General features: G+C 60.1%; 17 protein-coding genes. 11 read left to right on the top strand and 6 right to left on the bottom strand.

All coding sequences use genetic code 11. The features are described 5' to 3' along the window. Positions 1–44 precede the first annotated feature (44 nt). Positions 45–449, top strand: a complete 405-nt coding sequence (locus ACA068_RS27435; RefSeq protein ID WP_109635529.1) for an acyl-CoA thioesterase — start codon at positions 45–47, stop codon at positions 447–449. A gap of 181 nt (positions 450–630) precedes the next feature. Beyond that, positions 631–1,518, top strand: a complete 888-nt coding sequence (locus ACA068_RS27430; protein ID WP_497306079.1) for a formate/nitrite transporter family protein — start codon at positions 631–633, stop codon at positions 1,516–1,518. 19 nt (positions 1,519–1,537) lie between these two features. Here ACA068_RS27430 and ACA068_RS27425 read toward each other — a convergent pair whose 3' ends face one another. Then, a complete protein-coding gene (locus tag ACA068_RS27425; protein WP_497306078.1) occupies positions 1,538–2,707 on the bottom strand; it encodes an MFS transporter in 1,170 nt (389 codons plus the stop codon). A 219-nt stretch (positions 2,708–2,926) separates the two neighbouring features. Between ACA068_RS27425 and ACA068_RS27420 the strand changes: the two genes are divergently transcribed. Both ACA068_RS27420 and ACA068_RS27415 read left to right on the top strand, forming a co-directional pair. Continuing rightward, entirely contained in the window at positions 2,927–3,760 is an 834-nt protein-coding gene (locus tag ACA068_RS27420) for an EamA family transporter (RefSeq protein ID WP_497306076.1), read from the top strand. Positions 3,761–3,800: 40 nt separating this feature from the next. Then, a complete protein-coding gene (locus ACA068_RS27415) occupies positions 3,801–4,184 on the top strand; it encodes an MAPEG family protein (RefSeq protein ID WP_497306074.1) in 384 nt (127 codons plus the stop codon). 117 nt (positions 4,185–4,301) lie between these two features. On the opposite strand, the gene mltA is transcribed toward ACA068_RS27415, so the two are convergent. Then, positions 4,302–5,486 carry a murein transglycosylase A gene (mltA, locus tag ACA068_RS27410; RefSeq protein WP_497306072.1) on the bottom strand — a complete coding sequence of 395 codons (1,185 nt, stop codon included), beginning with the start codon at positions 5,484–5,486 and terminating at the stop codon, positions 4,302–4,304. Positions 5,487–5,614: 128 nt separating this feature from the next. Between mltA and ACA068_RS27405 the strand changes: the two genes are divergently transcribed. Next, the gene (locus tag ACA068_RS27405) at positions 5,615–6,064 is read left to right on the top strand and encodes a c-type cytochrome (protein ID WP_219095086.1); all 450 of its coding nucleotides are present in this window, start codon (positions 5,615–5,617) and stop codon (positions 6,062–6,064) included. Between the two features lie 185 nt (positions 6,065–6,249). Here ACA068_RS27405 and ACA068_RS27400 read toward each other — a convergent pair whose 3' ends face one another. The 4 genes from ACA068_RS27400 to ACA068_RS27385 all read right to left on the bottom strand — a co-directional run bounded on the left by ACA068_RS27400 (position 6,250) and on the right by ACA068_RS27385 (position 10,903). Further along, positions 6,250–6,645: a DUF1090 domain-containing protein gene (locus tag ACA068_RS27400; protein WP_497306070.1), complete on the bottom strand. Its 396-nt coding sequence runs from the start codon at positions 6,643–6,645 to the stop codon at positions 6,250–6,252. 98 nt (positions 6,646–6,743) lie between these two features. Then, positions 6,744–8,417, bottom strand: a complete 1,674-nt coding sequence (ligB, locus tag ACA068_RS27395) for an NAD-dependent DNA ligase LigB (protein ID WP_497306068.1) — start codon at positions 8,415–8,417, stop codon at positions 6,744–6,746. Positions 8,418–8,698: 281 nt separating this feature from the next. Then, positions 8,699–9,889: a methionine adenosyltransferase gene (gene metK, locus ACA068_RS27390; RefSeq protein ID WP_010466931.1), complete on the bottom strand. Its 1,191-nt coding sequence runs from the start codon at positions 9,887–9,889 to the stop codon at positions 8,699–8,701. Between the two features lie 18 nt (positions 9,890–9,907). Then, positions 9,908–10,903 (bottom strand): ArsR/SmtB family transcription factor, encoded by a 996-nt coding sequence (locus ACA068_RS27385; RefSeq protein WP_497306066.1) that lies wholly within the window; start codon positions 10,901–10,903, stop codon positions 9,908–9,910. A gap of 273 nt (positions 10,904–11,176) precedes the next feature. Between ACA068_RS27385 and tkt the strand changes: the two genes are divergently transcribed. The 6 genes from tkt to fba all read left to right on the top strand — a co-directional run bounded on the left by tkt (position 11,177) and on the right by fba (position 17,527). Further along, positions 11,177–13,174, top strand: a complete 1,998-nt coding sequence (gene tkt / locus ACA068_RS27380; protein WP_497306064.1) for a transketolase — start codon at positions 11,177–11,179, stop codon at positions 13,172–13,174. Positions 13,175–13,334: 160 nt separating this feature from the next. After that, positions 13,335–14,384, top strand: a complete 1,050-nt coding sequence (gene epd, locus ACA068_RS27375) for an erythrose-4-phosphate dehydrogenase (protein ID WP_497306062.1) — start codon at positions 13,335–13,337, stop codon at positions 14,382–14,384. Between the two features lie 17 nt (positions 14,385–14,401). Beyond that, complete coding sequence (locus ACA068_RS27370) at positions 14,402–15,565, top strand: phosphoglycerate kinase (protein ID WP_497306060.1); 1,164 nt, start codon at positions 14,402–14,404, stop codon at positions 15,563–15,565. 34 nt (positions 15,566–15,599) lie between these two features. After that, entirely contained in the window at positions 15,600–15,821 is a 222-nt protein-coding gene (locus tag ACA068_RS27365) for a hypothetical protein (RefSeq protein ID WP_411960199.1), read from the top strand. A 56-nt stretch (positions 15,822–15,877) separates the two neighbouring features. Next, positions 15,878–16,210, top strand: a complete 333-nt coding sequence (locus ACA068_RS27360) for an MliC family protein (protein WP_077747251.1) — start codon at positions 15,878–15,880, stop codon at positions 16,208–16,210. A gap of 252 nt (positions 16,211–16,462) precedes the next feature. Continuing rightward, the gene (gene fba / locus ACA068_RS27355) at positions 16,463–17,527 is read left to right on the top strand and encodes a class II fructose-bisphosphate aldolase (RefSeq protein WP_219095091.1); all 1,065 of its coding nucleotides are present in this window, start codon (positions 16,463–16,465) and stop codon (positions 17,525–17,527) included. Positions 17,528–17,563: the final 36 nt, after the last annotated feature.

Below are 17,563 nucleotides of genomic sequence, written 5' to 3'. Positions count from 1 at the left end.
GCCATGATGCCGCCCAACATTCGGCAAGACGCTCAGGAGTGAATATGAATTTCCACACCCGCAAATGGGTAAAACCCGAAGACCTCAACCCCAACGGCACGCTGTTCGGCGGCAGCCTGTTGCGCTGGCTCGACGAAGAAGCGGCGATCTACGCCATCGTCCAGTTGGGCAATCAGCGTGTGGTGACCAAGTACATTTCCGAGATCAACTTCGTCAGCGCTTCGCGCCAGGGCGACATCATCGAACTGGGCATCACCGCCACCGAGTTCGGTCGTACCTCAATCACCCTGAAGTGCGAAGTCCGCAACAAGATCACCCGCAAAAGCATCCTGACGGTGGATAAGATTGTCTTCGTCAATCTGGGTGAAGACGGCTTGCCCGCTCCGCACGGCCAGACCGAGATCAAATACGTCAAAGACCAGTTCAAGGACGATATCGCCAGCGAGTAATGCGAGCCCCGTAGGAGCGAAGCTTGCTCGCGAAGGCGTCATTTGTGTCACCACCAATACCGAGGTGAACCCTTCGCGGGCAAGCCTCGCTCCTAAAGAGCCGGTTTCGTTGGACGGTCAGTGAACAGCTCCGAACCTCGCGTGTCGTACCTACATGACACACCACCGGTTCCGGAGCTTTATGGACGCCAAGAAAGAAGGCAAGACCCCAAACCTGTCGCCGGAAGAACGGCACGAGGTCGACAAGAACCAGCCACCGCGCGCCGCGGTGCTGCACGAGATCATCCGCACCCAGGGTGATCAGGAACTCGAGCGCAGTGTCGCCGCCTTGTGGTGGTCGGCACTGGCCGCCGGCCTGACCATGGGGTTGTCGCTGATGGCCATGGGATTGCTCAACTCCCGACTGCCGGACGGTGAAGGCTTCAAGGTGATCGCCAGTTTCGGCTACTGCGCCGGCTTTCTCGCGGTAATCCTCGCCCGTCAGCAGTTGTTCACCGAGAACACCCTGACGGCCGTGCTGCCGATCATGACCAAACCCACACTGAACAATTTCGGGCGATTGCTACGCCTCTGGTCGGTGGTGCTGGTCGGCAACCTCTGCGGCACGCTGCTCGTGGCCTACGTGATGCTCAATCTGCCGATTTTCGACAGCAAGACCGACCTGGCTTTCCTCGATATCGGGCGCAAGATCATGGAAAACGACGCCAGCCAGATGTTCGCCAAAGGCATCGTCTCGGGCTGGATGATTGCCACCATGGTCTGGATGATCCCATCCATGGAGAGCGCCAAGATGTGGATCATCATCCTCATCACTTACCTGATGGCGCTGGGGGATTTCACCCACATCGTGGTCGGTTCGGCGGAGGTCTCGTACCTGGTGTTTGCCGGCGAGTTGCCGTGGAAGGATTTCTGGCTGGTGTTCGCCGGGCCGACGCTGGCGGGGAACATCATCGGCGGCAGCTTCATCTTCGCGCTGATCAGCCACGCGCAGATCCGCAGCGAGAGCGGCCCGCCGAAGAAGACGGCGGATCAGAATTCGGAGCCTGATCCGCAGAAGAGCAAAAAGTAATCAGTGATGCCCGGCCTGTTCAGCCGGACACATTGACCGCGGCCGCCCCGCGACGTTGCAGGTAGATATAGAACAGCGCCGTCAGCACCGTCAGGCCACTGACCAGCGCTCCGGTCCACGGCAGATCCGCCAGGTCCGCACCGCTGGCAACCACCAGGCCGCCGATCCAAGCGCCCGCCGCGTTGCCGAGATTGAAAGCGCTCTGGTTCAGCGTCGAGCCGAGGTTCGGGGCATCATGCGCCTGATCGATGATCAGCAGTTGCAGAATCGGGCACAGGGCAAAGGCAAAAATCCCCCATAGCACCAGCGTGATCGCCGCCGGAATAACCGAGTGACTGGTCTGGCTAAAGGCAGCCAATACCACCGCGACGGCCAGCGCCATGCCCACTAATGAAGGCAGTAATCGGCTGTCCGCCAGACGACCGCCCAGCATGCTGCCCGCCGTCAGGCCGACGCCAAACAACAGCAGCATGATCGTCACGACATGCGGGCTGACACCGGTGATGTCCTGCAGAATCGGCGCGATGTAGGTGAACACGCTGAACAAGCTGGTCGACGCCAGCACGCTCATGCCCAAGGCCAGCAACACATTGACCTTGCCCAGCACTTTGAACTCGCTGGCGAGGTTGGCCTTGTCCATCGCGATGTCCTTCGGCAGCCAAAGCCACTGCGCGAGGGCTGCAATCACGCCGATTACCGAGACCGCCCAGAACGTCGAACGCCAACCGGCGTATTGCCCGAGCGCGGTGCCCAATGGCACGCCGAGCACGTTGGCCAGCGTCAGGCCGGTGAACATCATGGCAATGGCCTGCGCTCTTTTGTTCGGCGCAACCAGCCCCGCCGCGACCACTGAGCCGATGCCAAAAAACGCACCGTGGCACAGCGCGGTGACCACTCGTGCGGCCATCAATGTGGCGTAGTTCGGCGCCAATGCGCACAACACGTTGCCGAGGATGAACATCAGCGTCATGCCCAACAGCGTGGCTTTGCGCGGCATGTTGGCGGTGCCGATAGCGAGGATCGGCGCACCGAACACCACGCCCAGGGCGTAGCCGGTGATCAGCAGGCCGGCGTGGGGAATGCTCACGGCGAGGTCGCGGGCGACGTCGGGCAGCAGGCCCATGATGACGAATTCAGTGGTGCCGATGCCGAACGCGGCAACAGCAAGGGCGAGCAAGGCGAGTGGCATGCGCAAGGTCTCTGTCGGTATTCTTGACGCTCTGATCAGGCATACGCATGCCGATGACCGTTCTCGATGAGCGCGGGCAGTGGCAGAAATTATTGGAATTAGTCTGTGCGCAACTGAGTGCGGCGTGGTCGCGTGCAGTATAAACAGCTGCTGACCTATGGCGAATCAATTATCCATGCGCTTCCCGTAGGAGCCAGCGGTCAATAAAAGGAGTGTGCCGTGCTTGCGACGGCTTTGGTGTTGGTGGCGGCGCTGTTGCACGCGGCGTGGAATACCCTGATCAAATTCAGCGCCGAACGTCTGCTGGTGGTGGCCTGCATGGACAGCGTCGCGATGCTGTTTGTCGCTCTGATGCTGCCGTTCGTGGCGCTGCCACCGAGTGAAATCTGGCCGTGGATTCTGGCGTCGGCGGCGTTCGAATTGCTCTATCGCTATCTGTTGATCCAGGCGTATCGAGTCGGCGACCTCGGGTTGGTCTATCCGTTGATGCGTGGGCTGTCGCCGCTGGTGGTGCTGGCACTGACGCTGATCTTCGCTGGCGAAGTGCTGACGAATCAGCAGATCTTCGGAATCCTGTTGATCCCGTTTGGCATGCTGTGCCTGCTCTGGCAGGGTGGCGGGGGCGCGCGTCTACCGTGGTCGATGTTGCCGGTGGTGGCGCTGATCGGCCTGTGCATCGGCTGCTACACCTTCATCGATGGCCAGGCGTTACGGCGCTGGTCGCACCCTCTGGACTATCTGGTCTGGGTCACGTTGCTCAGCGCCTGGCCTTTCCCATTGCTGGCGTTAGTGCGCAAGCGCCCGGCGTTCATGCTGTTCTGGCGTGAACAGTGGCGACTGGGGCTGGCGGTCGGGTTCTGCGTGTTGTTCAGCTACGCTTTGGTGCTGTGGGCAATGCAGCTGGGGTCGATTGCCGAAGCGGCGGCGTTGCGCGAGATCAGCGTGATCCTGGTGGTGCTGTTCGGCATGCGTTACCTGAAAGAACCTTTCGGCAGGCCAAGGCTCTTAGCCTGTGGGCTCGTGCTGATCGGTATTTTGGTGATGAAGTTCTGACGGGTACTCAACATTCTAAAACTGAAGAAAGGACTGCTTTATGACGGTTGCTCTGTGGTGCATTTTGATCGCGATTTTCCTGCCCTATCTCTGCACGGGCATTGCCAAGGTCAGCGGCAGGTTCGGGCTGCAAGACAACCATGACCCCCGGGACTTTCTTGATTCGCTGAATGGTTTGGGTCGACGCGCGTATGCGGCGCAACTGAACAGTTTTGAAGTGACCCCGGCGTTCGCGACGGCGGTGATTGTTGCGCACCTGGTGGGCACGGCGCAGCTGGTGACGGTCAACGTGCTGGCGGTGCTGTTTATCACCAGTCGGCTGCTGTACATCATTTGCTATCTGGCGGACTGGGCGATTTTGCGGTCGCTGGTGTGGTTTGTGGGGATGGGGTTGATTGCCAGTTTCTTTGTAGTATCGGTCTGAAAGAACGTCGGTGATTGTGCTGGCCTCATCGCGAGCAGGCTCGCTCCCACATTGGAATGCGCTCCCTCTGTGGGAGCGAGCCTGCTCGCGATAGCTATCTGACTGCCAGTGCAGATTTCAGGGCTTATCTTTTACTGCATCGGCAACTTGTGGCACTTGCGGCAACGCCGCGCCTTTAGGCCAGAGCATCCAGATCTGCCCTTGCTGCTTCATATCCCCAGCCAGTTGCCCGGCCGCCTCGCCAGTGCCCCAGAACAGATCCGCACGCACTTCGCCAGCAATCGCGCCGCCCGTGTCTTGCGCCGCCACGGGCCGTACCAGTGCTGTGCCGTCCGGTTTGGTGGTGGATAACCACAACAGGCTGCCCAGCGGAATCACTTTGCGATCCACCGCCGCACTGTAACCGGCCGTCAGCGGAACGTTCAGCGAGCCGCGTGGCCCTTCGTTGCTGTCCGGGTTGCGGGTGAAAAACACATAACTCGGGTTGCTGCCCAGCAGTTCCGGAATACGCGATGGATTGGCCTTGGCCCACGTGCTGATGGCACCCATGGTCACGTCTTCTTTCTTCAGCTCGCCTTGCTCCACCAGCCAGCGCCCGATGGGGCGGTATGGATGGCCGTTCTGGTCAGCGTAAGCGATGCGCAACTGACGACCGTCGTCGAGCTGAATGCGCCCCGAACCCTGGATTTGCAGAAATTGCAGGTTCATCGGGTCGGTCAGCCACGCAACCACTGGCGCCTTGACCCCGTTGGTCTCGATCGTTGCCGCATCGTCGTAAGGTTTGAGTACGCGTCCTTCGAGACGTCCGCGCAGGCGTTTGCCCTTGAGTTCGGGGTAGATGCTGTCCAGCGAGACAATGATCATGTCCTCGGGCACGCCGTACACCGGAATGTTCGCCACTTCGGTCTGGGTCAGGCTGCCCGGGTAGACCGGCTCGTAATAGCCGGTGATCAAACCGTTGGGATTGTCATTGGCGGCGCGCAGGCCGTAGACATCGAGGTTCTGCTTGAGGAAGCCGCGAATGTCGCTGGCGGTCTGCGGCACATTGGCCGAAGCCGCGCAGGTCGAGCCCCAGACCGGGTCGGCCTTGAGCCGGGTGCAGGCGCTGCGCCACGAGCCGAAGCCGGCGACCAGATCGGTGTCGGACACCGCCGGCAGTGCTTCCCAGCTGGCACTGGAGTAAGTCGCCAGCGCGTGGGTCTTAGGGGTGTTTTTATCGCCGCCGGTGCAGCCGGCGAGCACGGCCACCATTGGAAGAGTCCACACGAGGTGGTGACGCCATGTCTTGAAACGGCTGTTCATGGAGTAATTCCTTTGCCGGTTGCCTGAGTGCTCCATGCGCTCAAACAACCCGTATTGATAATAGGGCTATTGGTCTTTGCCGATGACGCGAGGATACTGGCCGCCGTTTCCCGTGACCTGAAGCCACCATGACTCTTAAAAGACTTTCTGTTGTATTGCTGGCCTGCCTGACCTTGTCTGCCTGCGGTGGGGTTGATCCGAATTCGCCGCTGGGACAACGCAAGGCGATCTTCAAACAGATGCTCAAGACCGGCGAAGACCTGGGTGGCATGTTGCGTGGTCGTATCCCGTTCGACGGTCCGAAATTTGCGGAAGGCGCCGTGAAGCTCGACACCTTGTCCCGTGAGCCGTGGAAACATTTCCCGCAGGTGCGCGAAGAAGATCACACCAGCGCCAAGGACAATGTGTGGCAGCAGCAGGCGCGTTTCCAGGACATGGTTCGCACCCTTGAAGCCGCCACCGGTGAGTTGGTGATTGCCAGCAAGGTTCAGCCTTACAAGGCCAGTAATCTGGGCCCGGCGGTGCAGAAAGTCGAAGATGCCTGCAGTGCCTGCCATAAAGAGTTTCGGGATCATTGATTCTCGGGTGTGATCTGGGTAGACCTGCTGCGCAACTGTGGCGAGGGAGCTTGCTCCCGCTCGGAGGCGAAGCCGTCGTAAACCCGGAAAATGCGGTCTGCCTGAATAACCGCGTTTAGGGCCGCTTCGCAGCCCGGCGGGAGCAAGCTCCCTCGCCACAGGTAAGCCCCCGATTCAGTGATGGCTTACTTATCCAGCTCGTCGAGCGCGTCCTGCAATTCCTTGCGGGACTCGGCGAGTTTATCTTTGCGCTTGTTGATCTTGTCCGGATCGCCTTTCTTCATGGCTTTGTCCAGGTCGGACTGACGCTTGCTGACTTCATGCTTGGCGTCGAGCACCTTGTTTTCCCGTTCCTTCTTCAGCGAGGCGTCGGTGCAATGGGCGGTGACTTCGCTCAGGGCCGTTTCGAGGCCGGCCTGCTGTTCGGCGTTGCCGTGGGATTTGGCCAGTTCGATCTGATTGATGATGCCCTGTTTCTTGGCGGCGCAGCCGGTGAGCCCTGGGGCTTCTTCGGCGGCCATCAGGGGAGCGGCCATCACGCTGCAAAGGGTCAGCAAGGCGAGCGGTGAAAGAAATTTCATAAAAGCTCCATGTGCAAAGACAATCGGGTCGATGTGGCGATGGGCGTTTGAGCCCGTTGGCACCTTTGGGTTCCCGGGCTGCCAGGTGTCGCCGACGTTTAAAAGCCGTCAATCCCGGCTATGCGTAATGTTTGACTCAGTGCCAGGACGTGCGGGTCGCGGAAAAACGCGCTCAATTGCGCCGCGCGTCCCGGGCCGATTCCTGCTTCTGCCTGCCATTGTTTGGTGTTTCTATTCGCCAGTTCCTGCCATGAATCGGCAAGCCGTGCCTGGCCGGTCGGCGGCAACCCCAAGGCTTTGAGCCAGCGAGCAAACGGACGTTGCCGGGCGCTGTGAAAACTGTCTGAAAGACGAGCCGCGCTGCGCTCGCCGAAGCCGGCAATGTTAGCAAGCTCTTGAGCATCGAGGGTCAACCAATCCAGCAGGCCGTTTAGGCGGCCTGTTTCGAAAAGTTTCTCCCAAGTGCCAGGGCCGACATGGGGCAAAGCCAGTCCCTGTTTGCCGCTGAGCCAGGTCAGGCGCGCGAGGAATTGGCTCTCGCATCCTGATGTCGGTTGCCAGCAACTCAAATGATGAAAGTCTGCTGCCGACGGCACGTTCAATTCCGTGCGTTCGGTACTGCGCAGCACGACACCGTCGAGCCTTGGAATGGTCAACCCCGCCAAGCTGACGGACACCTGATCGCCGGGGCGGATATCCAGTTCCTCCCAACGCCGCAGGGAGCTGACGCTGACGCGCTTGATCTGTCGGTCATCGAGCTTCACGGGTGCAAGATCGAGCACCGGTGTAATCCGCCCAGTCCGTCCGATCTTGAAGTGGACCTTGCGAACTTCGGCCAGTGCCTGGGCGAACGGATACTTCCAGGCAACGCTCCAGAAGGAGGGTCGCGCTTGCCAGCGATCGGCCGGTGGCCGCTGGCTCTGACGCAAAACGACACCGTCACTGGCGAAGGGCAGGGGCGTGCGATACCAGTGATCGCGCCATCGTTCCGCGTCGGCAAACACCTTGATCGGCTGGCTGTAAGGCGCAGTGCCCGGAAAACCCATTTCATCGAGAGTCGCCACGCGAGCGGGCAGGCTTGCCGGACCTTGCGGCCAATCCCAGACAAACAATCCGATACCACCTGCCTGTTCGGCGTTCAGCTCCTTGCGTGCCATCAACCCGGCCACCGTGGAGCGGGCGTTGAGGCTGCCTGCCTTGGCTTGCACATGGCCGGTCAGGCGCCAATAGAGTTCGCCTTGCACCAGCAAATCCAAGGGTTGCGGCAGTTGCCGGGGGATGGCGGGAATCAGTCGCGCCGAAGTGGTCCAGTCTTGGCCGTTGACTCCGTCACCGCGACTGATCGCCTGGCGCAGCAAACCGTTGCGATAGATCAGCGTCACCGCCACCCCATCGACCTTGGGTTGTATCCAGATGTCGCTTCGATCACGCATCCAGTCTTCTACGGCACTTCCATCACGGAGTTTGTCCAGGCCGGTATGGGCGATGGGATGGGTAATCTTGCCGCCCGCCGTGCGCAAGGGGTCGGGCGCCAGACTCAAATCAAAACACTCACGCCATTCGCTCAATCGCGCGTGGGACTGATCATAGATTTCATCGGCGACCCGTGAGCGTCCGTGGCGGTGATAATTGTCGTCCCAGAAATCGATCTGTTTTTGCAGGGCGGTGATTTCGTCCAGGGCGCGGGCGGGTGGCCAGTCGGGGCAGTCGGCAGCGTTTGAGCTCAGGCAAAACAGGGTCAGGAACAAAGCGGAAAACAGGCGCAGAAGCATCGTGAGCGTCCTTGCTCAGGGGGGATGCATGAAGGTTAGTCAGTATTTTCTTGGGGGAAGAGTGGGTGTTTTGCCTGGTGTTTCCGGAGGTGACCAGGCTGGCCCCATCGCGAGCAGGCTCACTCCCACAAGAGCCTCTGCCGTACACAAAATCTGTGCTCACTAAAGATCCAATGTAGGAGCGAGCCTGCTCGCGATGGGGGCAGCCTGGTATAAAGCAGACCCAATAAAAAACCCCGCACGGCGAACCGTGCGGGGTTTTTGGTGCCGCCAGGAAAGTCTTACAGGCCGGCTGCAGTACGCAGGTCGTCGGCGCGATCGGTCTTTTCCCAGGTGAACGTGGTGAAGGTGTCTTCGCCCACAGTCTTGGTCGCCGGGGTACGGCCGAAGTGGCCGTACGCAGCGGTTTCCTGGTACATCGGGTGCAGCAGGTCGAGCATGGTGGTGATCGCGTATGGGCGCAGGTCAAAAATTTCGCGAACCAGTTTGACGATCTTGTCGTCGCTGATCTTGCCGGTACCGAAGGTGTTCAACGAGATCGACGTAGGCTGGGCAACACCGATCGCGTAGGAAACCTGAATCTCGCAACGCTCGGCCAGGCCAGCAGCAACGATGTTCTTGGCGACATAACGACCAGCGTAGGCAGCCGAACGGTCAACCTTCGATGGATCTTTACCGGAGAACGCGCCGCCGCCGTGACGGGCCATGCCGCCGTAGCTATCGACGATGATCTTGCGACCGGTCAGGCCGCAGTCGCCCACCGGGCCACCGATGATGAACTGGCCAGTCGGGTTGATGTGGAACTGGGTGTCTTTGGTCAGCAGTTCGGCAGGCAGTACGTGCTTGACGATCAGCTCCATCACGCCTTCGCGCAGGTCTTTGTACGACACTTCAGGGTTGTGCTGGGTCGACAGAACAACGGCGTCGATACCGACAACCTTGCCGCCTTCGTAACGGCAAGTCACTTGCGACTTGGCGTCCGGGCGCAACCAAGGCAGCAGGCCGGATTTACGGGCTTCGGCCTGGCGCTGCACCAGTTGGTGCGAGAAGGTGATCGGTGCTGGCATCAGCACATCGGTTTCGTTGCTGGCGTAGCCGAACATCAGGCCCTGGTCGCCGGCGCCCTGATCTTCAGGCTTGGCACGGTCGACACCCTGGTTGATGTCAGGGGACTGCTTGCCGATGATGTTCATCACGCCGCAAGTGGCACCGTCGAAGCCAACATCAGAGCTGTTGTAGCCGATGTCCAGAATGACGTTACGCACGATTTCTTCCAGGTCGACCCAGGCCGACGTGGTGACTTCACCTGCGATAATTGCCACGCCGGTTTTAACCAGCGTCTCGCACGCCACGCGGGCGAACTTGTCTTCAGCAATGATGGCGTCCAGCACCGCATCGGAAATCTGGTCGGCGATTTTGTCCGGATGCCCTTCGGACACGGACTCGGAGGTGAAGAGGGAGTATTCGCTCATCTCGATTTTTTCCTGAATTTACCGATGGTGAGTGTCGCCAGCCGGTCGCTGAAAATGGCGGACCTGGATCTGGAAACCATTACGTAAGCCTACATAGAGGCTTTCCCCGGGAACGAGTCCCGCAGCGGTGGCCCAACGGGCCAAATCGTCCTGTTCAAACCCCAACCAGAGATCACCGCAGGCCTCCCTGGCCCAACTCTGGTTGTGGCTACATAACTCTGTCACGAGCAGGCTACCGCCCGGTTGCAGCAAGTCGGCCATGTGCTTGAGCGCTTCGGACGGCGCGGCGAAATGGTGCAGCACCATGTTCAGTACAACGCAATCGGCCTGAAGGCTGACGCCATTCAATGCATCGGCCAGTTGCAGGCTGACGTTAGCCAGCGTTTCACGTTCGCAGACCTGACGCGCCAGTTCGAGCATCGCCGGGCTGTTGTCCAGCGCCGTGACCTCGGTGAAGCGGCGTGCCAGTTCCGGCAAAAATTCACCGTCGCCGGGGCCGACTTCAATGGCCGTCGCGCCGTCTCTGAAACTCAGCTTGTCGAGCAGCGCCACCACACTATCGCGGTACTGCGGCAGACCGGCGATCAAGTCTTGCTGGGCGCGAAATTTCTCCGCCACCCGTGAGAAGAAGTCCTGGCTGGCCGCCGCGCGTTGCCCATGGACCTGAGCGATCCGCGACTGCACATCGGCCGGCAACGTCAGGTTGTCCACTTCTTCCAGCAGGGCGGCGTGCAGCTTGCCGCCCAGCAGGTCGGTGTGGGGCAGGGCGCGACGGTAGAAAATCGCGTTGCCTTCGCGGCGGGTCGCCACCAGGTCGGCCTGGGCCAGGACCTTGAGGTGGTGACTCATGCCGGACTGACCAATCCCGAAGATCTGCGCCAGTTCCAGTACGCCAAACGAATCGTTGGCCAGCGCGCGCAATACATTCAGTCGCAGAGGATCGCCGCCGGCCTTGCACAGGGCCGCCAGCTCATCGCAATCGTCATGTCGAATGGAAGGCACGCGTAAATTCATAAGGCCAGCAGTCTAGTGACGCTCAGAAATCACCGCAAGGGCAATATCAAAAAGTTTTGATATTGGTCGATAGATGGCACTTCCAGACGTTAGGTTCAGTCAACAAACGAACTGCAGAAAGGTTTCATCAGTCGAAACCGCTGTTAACAATTGGAAAAACGCCTCCAGATGACTATCTGTCATTGCCCCGAGGCGGGTGGGTGAGGGAAAATGCTCGCCTTTTTTCCGTTTCGTTTTATTCACTCTCGATACAGAACCCGCAGGAGAACAGCGATGCCCAGCCGTCGTGAGCGTGCCAACGCCATTCGTGCCCTCAGCATGGATGCCGTGCAAAAAGCCAACAGCGGCCATCCCGGTGCCCCGATGGGTATGGCGGATATCGCCGAAGTACTTTGGCGTGACTACCTGAAGCACAACCCGAGCAATCCATCGTTCGCCGACCGTGACCGCTTCGTGCTGTCCAACGGTCACGGTTCGATGTTGATCTACTCGCTGCTGCACCTGACCGGCTACGACCTGTCGATCGATGACCTGAAAAATTTCCGCCAACTGCACAGCCGCACTCCGGGCCACCCGGAATTCGGCTACACCCCGGGCGTTGAAACCACCACTGGTCCACTGGGCCAAGGCCTGGCCAACGCCGTCGGTTTCGCCCTGGCTGAAAAAGTCCTGGCAGCGCAGTTCAACCGTCCTGGCCACAACGTTGTCGACCACCACACCTACGTGTTCCTGGGTGATGGCTGCATGATGGAAGGCATTTCCCACGAAGTCGGCTCCCTGGCCGGTACGTTGGGCCTGGGCAAGCTGATCGCCTTCTACGACGACAACGGCATCTCCATCGACGGCGAAGTCGAAGGCTGGTTCACCGATGACACCCCGAAGCGTTTCGAAGCCTACAACTGGCAGGTGATCCGCAACGTCGACGGTCACGACCCGGAAGAGATCAAGACCGCGATCGAAACCGCGCGCAAAAGCGATCAGCCAACCCTGATCTGCTGCAAGACCACCATCGGTTTCGGTTCGCCGAACAAGCAAGGCAAAGAAGACTGCCACGGCGCCCCATTGGGTGACGCGGAAATCGCCTTGACCCGTGCTGCTCTGAAATGGAACCACGGTCCGTTCGAAATCCCGGCTGACATCTATGCCGAGTGGGACGCCAAGGAAGCCGGCCGCGCGGCCGAAGCCGAGTGGGATCAGCGTTTCGCTGCCTACTCCGCAGCTTTCCCTGAGCTGGCCAACGAACTGGTCCGTCGCCTGGGCGGCGATCTGCCGGAAGACTTCGCGGAAAAAGCCTCGGCTTACATCGCTGAAGTCGCGGCCAAGGGCGAAACCATCGCCAGCCGTAAAGCCAGCCAGAACGCACTGAATGCCTACGGCCCGCTGTTGCCTGAATTGCTGGGCGGCTCCGCTGACCTCGCGGGTTCCAACCTGACCCTGTGGAAAGGTTGCAAAGGTGTTTCGGCTGAAGACGCCAGCGGCAACTACATGTACTACGGCGTTCGCGAATTCGGCATGAGCGCGATCATGAACGGCGTGGCCTTGCACGGCGGTCTGGTGCCTTACGGCGCCACCTTCCTGATGTTCATGGAATACGCTCGCAACGCCGTGCGCATGGCTTCGCTGATGAAGAAACGCGTGGTGTTCGTCTACACCCACGACTCCATCGGTCTGGGCGAAGACGGCCCGACTCACCAGCCGATCGAGCAACTGACCAGCCTGCGCAGCACGCCGAACCTCGACACCTGGCGTCCAGCTGATGCCGTTGAATCGGCCGTTTGCTGGAAAGCAGCCATCGAGCGCAAGGACGGCCCTTCGGCGCTGATCTTCTCGCGTCAGAACCTGCAGCATCAGGAACGCAGCGCGCTGCAGATCGCCGACATCGCCCGTGGCGGTTACGTGCTGAAGGACTGTGCAGGCGAGCCTGAGCTGATCCTGATCTCTACCGGTTCGGAAGTCGGTCTGGCGGTTCAGGCTTACGACAAGCTGACCGAGCAAGGTCGCAAGGTGCGTGTTGTTTCGATGCCGTGCACCAGCGTGTTCGATGCTCAGGACGCCGGTTACAAGCAAGCGGTTCTGCCGTTGCAGGTCAGTGCCCGTATCGCCATCGAAGCCGCGCACGCGGACTACTGGTACAAGTACGTGGGCTTGGAAGGCCGCGTGATCGGCATGACCACCTTCGGCGAGTCGGCGCCTGCGCCGGCCTTGTTCGAAGAGTTCGGCTTTACCCTGGAAAACATCCTGGGTCAGGCTGAAGAGCTGCTGGAAGACTGATCCAGAAGTTGCGTTATCGGGGCTGACGTCTTCGCGGGCAAGCCTCGCTCCTACAAGGGATCGCGTTGTTTTCAAGACAACCGAAGACCTGTAGGAGCGAGGCTTGCCCGCGAAAGCGGCAGTCCTGGCAACCTCATTCCCAAGCTTCATCGAGAACCCCATGCCTCAACCGCGTCCTTACAAAGTTGCACTCAACGGCTACGGCCGGATTGGTCGTTGCGTCTTGCGTGCGTTGTTTGAGCGAGGCTCGACGGCTGGGTTTGAAATTGTCGCGATCAACGATCTGGCTGACATGGCCAGCATCGAATACCTGACACGCTTCGACTCCACTCACGGGCGCTTTCCCGGCGAAGTGCGAGTAGAAGGCGATTGCCTGCATATTAAGGGCGACTGCGTGAAGGTCCTGCGCAGTGCCACCCCCGAAGGCATCGATTGGGCGTCCCTGGGCGTCGATCTGGTGCTGGAGTGCTCCGGTGCTTACAACACGCGTGCCGATGGCCAGCGCTTCCTTGATGCCGGCGCACCCCGCGTGCTGTTTTCCCAGCCGATGGCCAGCGAGGCGGATGTCGACGCCACCATCGTCTACGGCGTGAACCAGGATTGCCTGACCGGCGACGAGCTGCTGGTGTCGAACGCGTCCTGCACCACCAACTGCGGCGTGCCGCTGTTGCGCCTGCTGGATCAAGCCATTGGTCTGGAATACGTGTCGATCACCACCATTCACTCGGCGATGAACGATCAGCCGGTCATCGACGCCTATCATCACGAAGACCTGCGCCGCACGCGTTCGGCGTTCCAGTCGGTGATTCCGGTGTCCACTGGTCTGGCGCGTGGCATCGAGCGCCTGCTGCCGGAACTTGCCGGGCGAATTCAGGCCAAAGCCGTGCGGGTGCCGACGGTTAACGTGTCTTGCCTCGACATTACGATGCAGACCGTCAGCGACACCGACGCCACCGAGGTCAACCGGATTCTGCGCGAGGCCGCCACCAGCGGCCCGCTCAAAGGCCTTCTGGCCTACACCGAGTTGCCTCACGCCAGTTGTGATTTCAACCATGACCCACATTCGGCCATCGTCGATGCCAGTCAGACCCGAGTTTCCGGCCCAAGGCTGGTGAACATCCTGGCCTGGTTCGACAACGAATGGGGTTTTGCCAACCGAATGCTGGACGTTGCAGAACACTATCTGCAAACAGCGACTCAAAAACCGTAAACCAGGAATTGCGACCCATGACCGTGTTGAAGATGACCGACCTCGATCTGCAAGGTAAGCGCGTACTGATCCGCGAAGACCTCAACGTCCCAGTCAAGGACGGTGTAGTCACCAGCGATGCGCGAATCCTGGCTTCGCTGCCGACCATCAAGCTGGCCCTGGAAAAAGGCGCGGCCGTGATGGTCTGCTCGCACCTTGGCCGTCCGACCGAAGGCGAGTTCTCGGCCGAGAACAGCCTCAAGCCCGTCGCCGACTATCTGAGCAAGGCCCTGGGCCGTGAAGTGCCGCTGGTCGCCGATTACCTGGGCGGTGTCGACGTCAAGGCCGGCGACATCGTGCTGTTCGAAAACGTGCGCTTCAACAAGGGCGAGAAAAAGAACGCTGACGAACTGGCCCAGCAATACGCCGCCCTGTGCGACGTCTTCGTGATGGACGCCTTCGGCACCGCTCACCGCGCCGAGGGTTCGACCCATGGCGTGGCCAAGTTCGCCAAAGTCGCCGCCGCTGGCCCGCTGCTGGCTGCTGAGCTGGACGCACTGGGCAAAGCCCTTGGCGCCCCGGCCCAGCCGATGGCTGCCATCGTTGCCGGTTCCAAGGTCTCGACCAAACTCGACGTGCTGAACAGCCTGAGCCAGATCTGCAACCAGCTGATCGTCGGCGGTGGCATTGCCAATACCTTCCTGGCCGCTGCCGGTCACCCGGTCGGCAAGTCGCTGTACGAGCCGGACCTGCTCGACACCGCTCGCGCCATCGCCGCCAAGGTCAGCGTGCCTTTGCCAGTGGACGTGGTGGTTGCCAAGGAATTCGCTGAAAGCGCGACCGCTACCGTCAAGCTGATTGCTGACGTGGCCGCCGACGACATGATCCTGGACATCGGCCCGCAGACCGCGGCGAATTTCGCCGAGCTGCTGAAGTCGTCCAAGACCATCCTGTGGAACGGTCCGGTCGGTGTATTCGAATTCGATCAATTCGGTAACGGCACCAAAGTGCTGGCCCAGGCCATCGCGCAAAGCTCGGCGTTCTCGATTGCTGGCGGCGGCGACACCCTGGCGGCCATCGACAAATATGGCGTTGCCGATCAGATCTCCTACATTTCCACCGGTGGCGGCGCGTTCCTCGAGTTCGTGGAAGGCAAGGTTTTGCCTGCCGTTGAAGTCCTGGAAAGTCGGGCCAAGGGCTGAGGTCATTCATTTGACCAAGCAAAGGAGTGTTCTCATGGTCAAGCCATTAGCGCTGCTGATCGCTGCGGGTATGCTGGTGGCTTGCGGGAGTAACCCGAAAGCCAAGCCGGATCCTGCGCCGCAGTCGGTGGAAAAAGGCTGCTACCAGGCCGACTGGCAAGCGGAAACCAACCCGGTGATCAACAAGCGATCCGGGCCTGATGGCCTGGAGAAATACGAGACGCAGACCCCGGCCAAGGAACATGGTTGCCCTTGACGGGTCAGACACTTTACTCAGGGCTGGCGGCGTGCGCCGTCAGTCGAGGAACATGGATGAAAGGTTTTATCGCCGTTACGGCGTTGGCATTGCTGGCCGGTTGCTCGAATTTCAACCTGTTCAAGCCTGCCGAATCGACGGACAACTGGACCACCTGGACCTGCGACAGCCAGGCCAAAGTGCTCTGGCGCTACACCGACGACAGCCGCAAGGAAGTCGACGTGCGCCTCGGCGGGGCCGATCAGGTCTACCGCTTGAAGCTTGAACCGGGCGCCGAAGGTTCGCTGTACAGCAACGACATGTTGGCGTTTCACGTAAAAGGTGAGGAAGGCCTGGTTTACTGGGTCGCCACCAATGATTTGATCGGCCGCGGTTGTAAAGCGCAGTAATTGAGGCTTGTGCGAAACCTGTAGGAGCGAAGCTTGCTCGCGAAGACGTCATCACATTCAACACATGTGGTGCCAGTTAAACCGCTTTCGCGAGCAAGCTTCGCTCCTACGGGAATTCGATGGCTTGTAGAGATTTTGGCATCACCGAATTCGCAGCCCGGGCCAACCCCCGATCTGCAATAACTTGAATAGCCGCCGCCGCTACGGCAGGCTGGCACGATTAACGACCCTCAACCGGGAGAGACACACACAATGGCACTTATCAGCATGCGCCAGATGCTGGACCACGCAGCCGAGTTCGGCTACGGCGTTCCAGCCTTCAACGTCAACAACCTTGAGCAGATGCGCGCCATCATGGAAGCCGCTGACAAGACTGACTCCCCGGTGATCGTCCAGGCCTCGGCCGGTGCTCGCAAATACGCCGGCGCCCCATTCCTGCGTCACCTGATCCTGGCCGCCATCGAAGAATTCCCGCACATCCCGGTGTGCATGCACCAGGACCACGGCACCAGCCCTGACGTCTGCCAGCGCTCCATTCAACTGGGCTTCAGCTCGGTGATGATGGACGGTTCCCTGGGCGAAGACGGCAAGACCCCGACCGACTACGACTACAACGTGCGCGTTACCCAACAAACCGTGGCCCTGGCTCACGCCTGCGGCGTATCGGTAGAAGGCGAGCTGGGTTGCCTGGGTTCGCTGGAAACCGGCATGGCCGGTGAAGAAGACGGCATCGGCGCCGAAGGCGTTCTGGATCACAGCCAAATGCTGACCGACCCGGAAGAAGCCGCTGACTTCGTCAAACGCACCCAGGTCGATGCCCTGGCCATCGCCATCGGCACCAGCCACGGCGCGTACAAGTTCACCAAGCCGCCTACCGGCGACGTGCTGGCCATCGACCGCATCAAAGAGATCCACAAACGCATCCCGAACACCCACTTGGTGATGCACGGTTCGTCTTCGGTTCCACAAGACTGGCTGGCGATCATCAACCAGTACGGCGGCGACATCAAAGAAACCTACGGCGTGCCGGTTGAAGAGATCGTTGAAGGCATCAAGCACGGCGTGCGTAAGGTCAACATTGATACTGACTTGCGGTTGGCTTCGACCGGTGCGATGCGTCGGTTGATGGCTACCAACCCGAGCGAGTTTGACCCGCGCAAGTTCTTTGGCGCGACTGTTACTGCCATGCGTGATGTGTGTATCGCACGTTATGAAGCGTTTGGTACTGCCGGTAATGCTTCGAAGATCAAGCCGATCTCGTTGGAAGCGATGTATCAGCGGTATTTGAAGGGTGAGTTGAACGCTAAGGTTAACTAAGACTTTATTGTTTAGCAGTACTAAAAAACCCGCAGA

The sequence above is a fragment of the Pseudomonas sp. LBUM1660 genome (genome assembly GCF_059695935.1).
The sequence above is the reverse complement of the archived record's forward strand: the minus strand, read 5'-3'. Positions and strand labels throughout refer to the sequence as shown.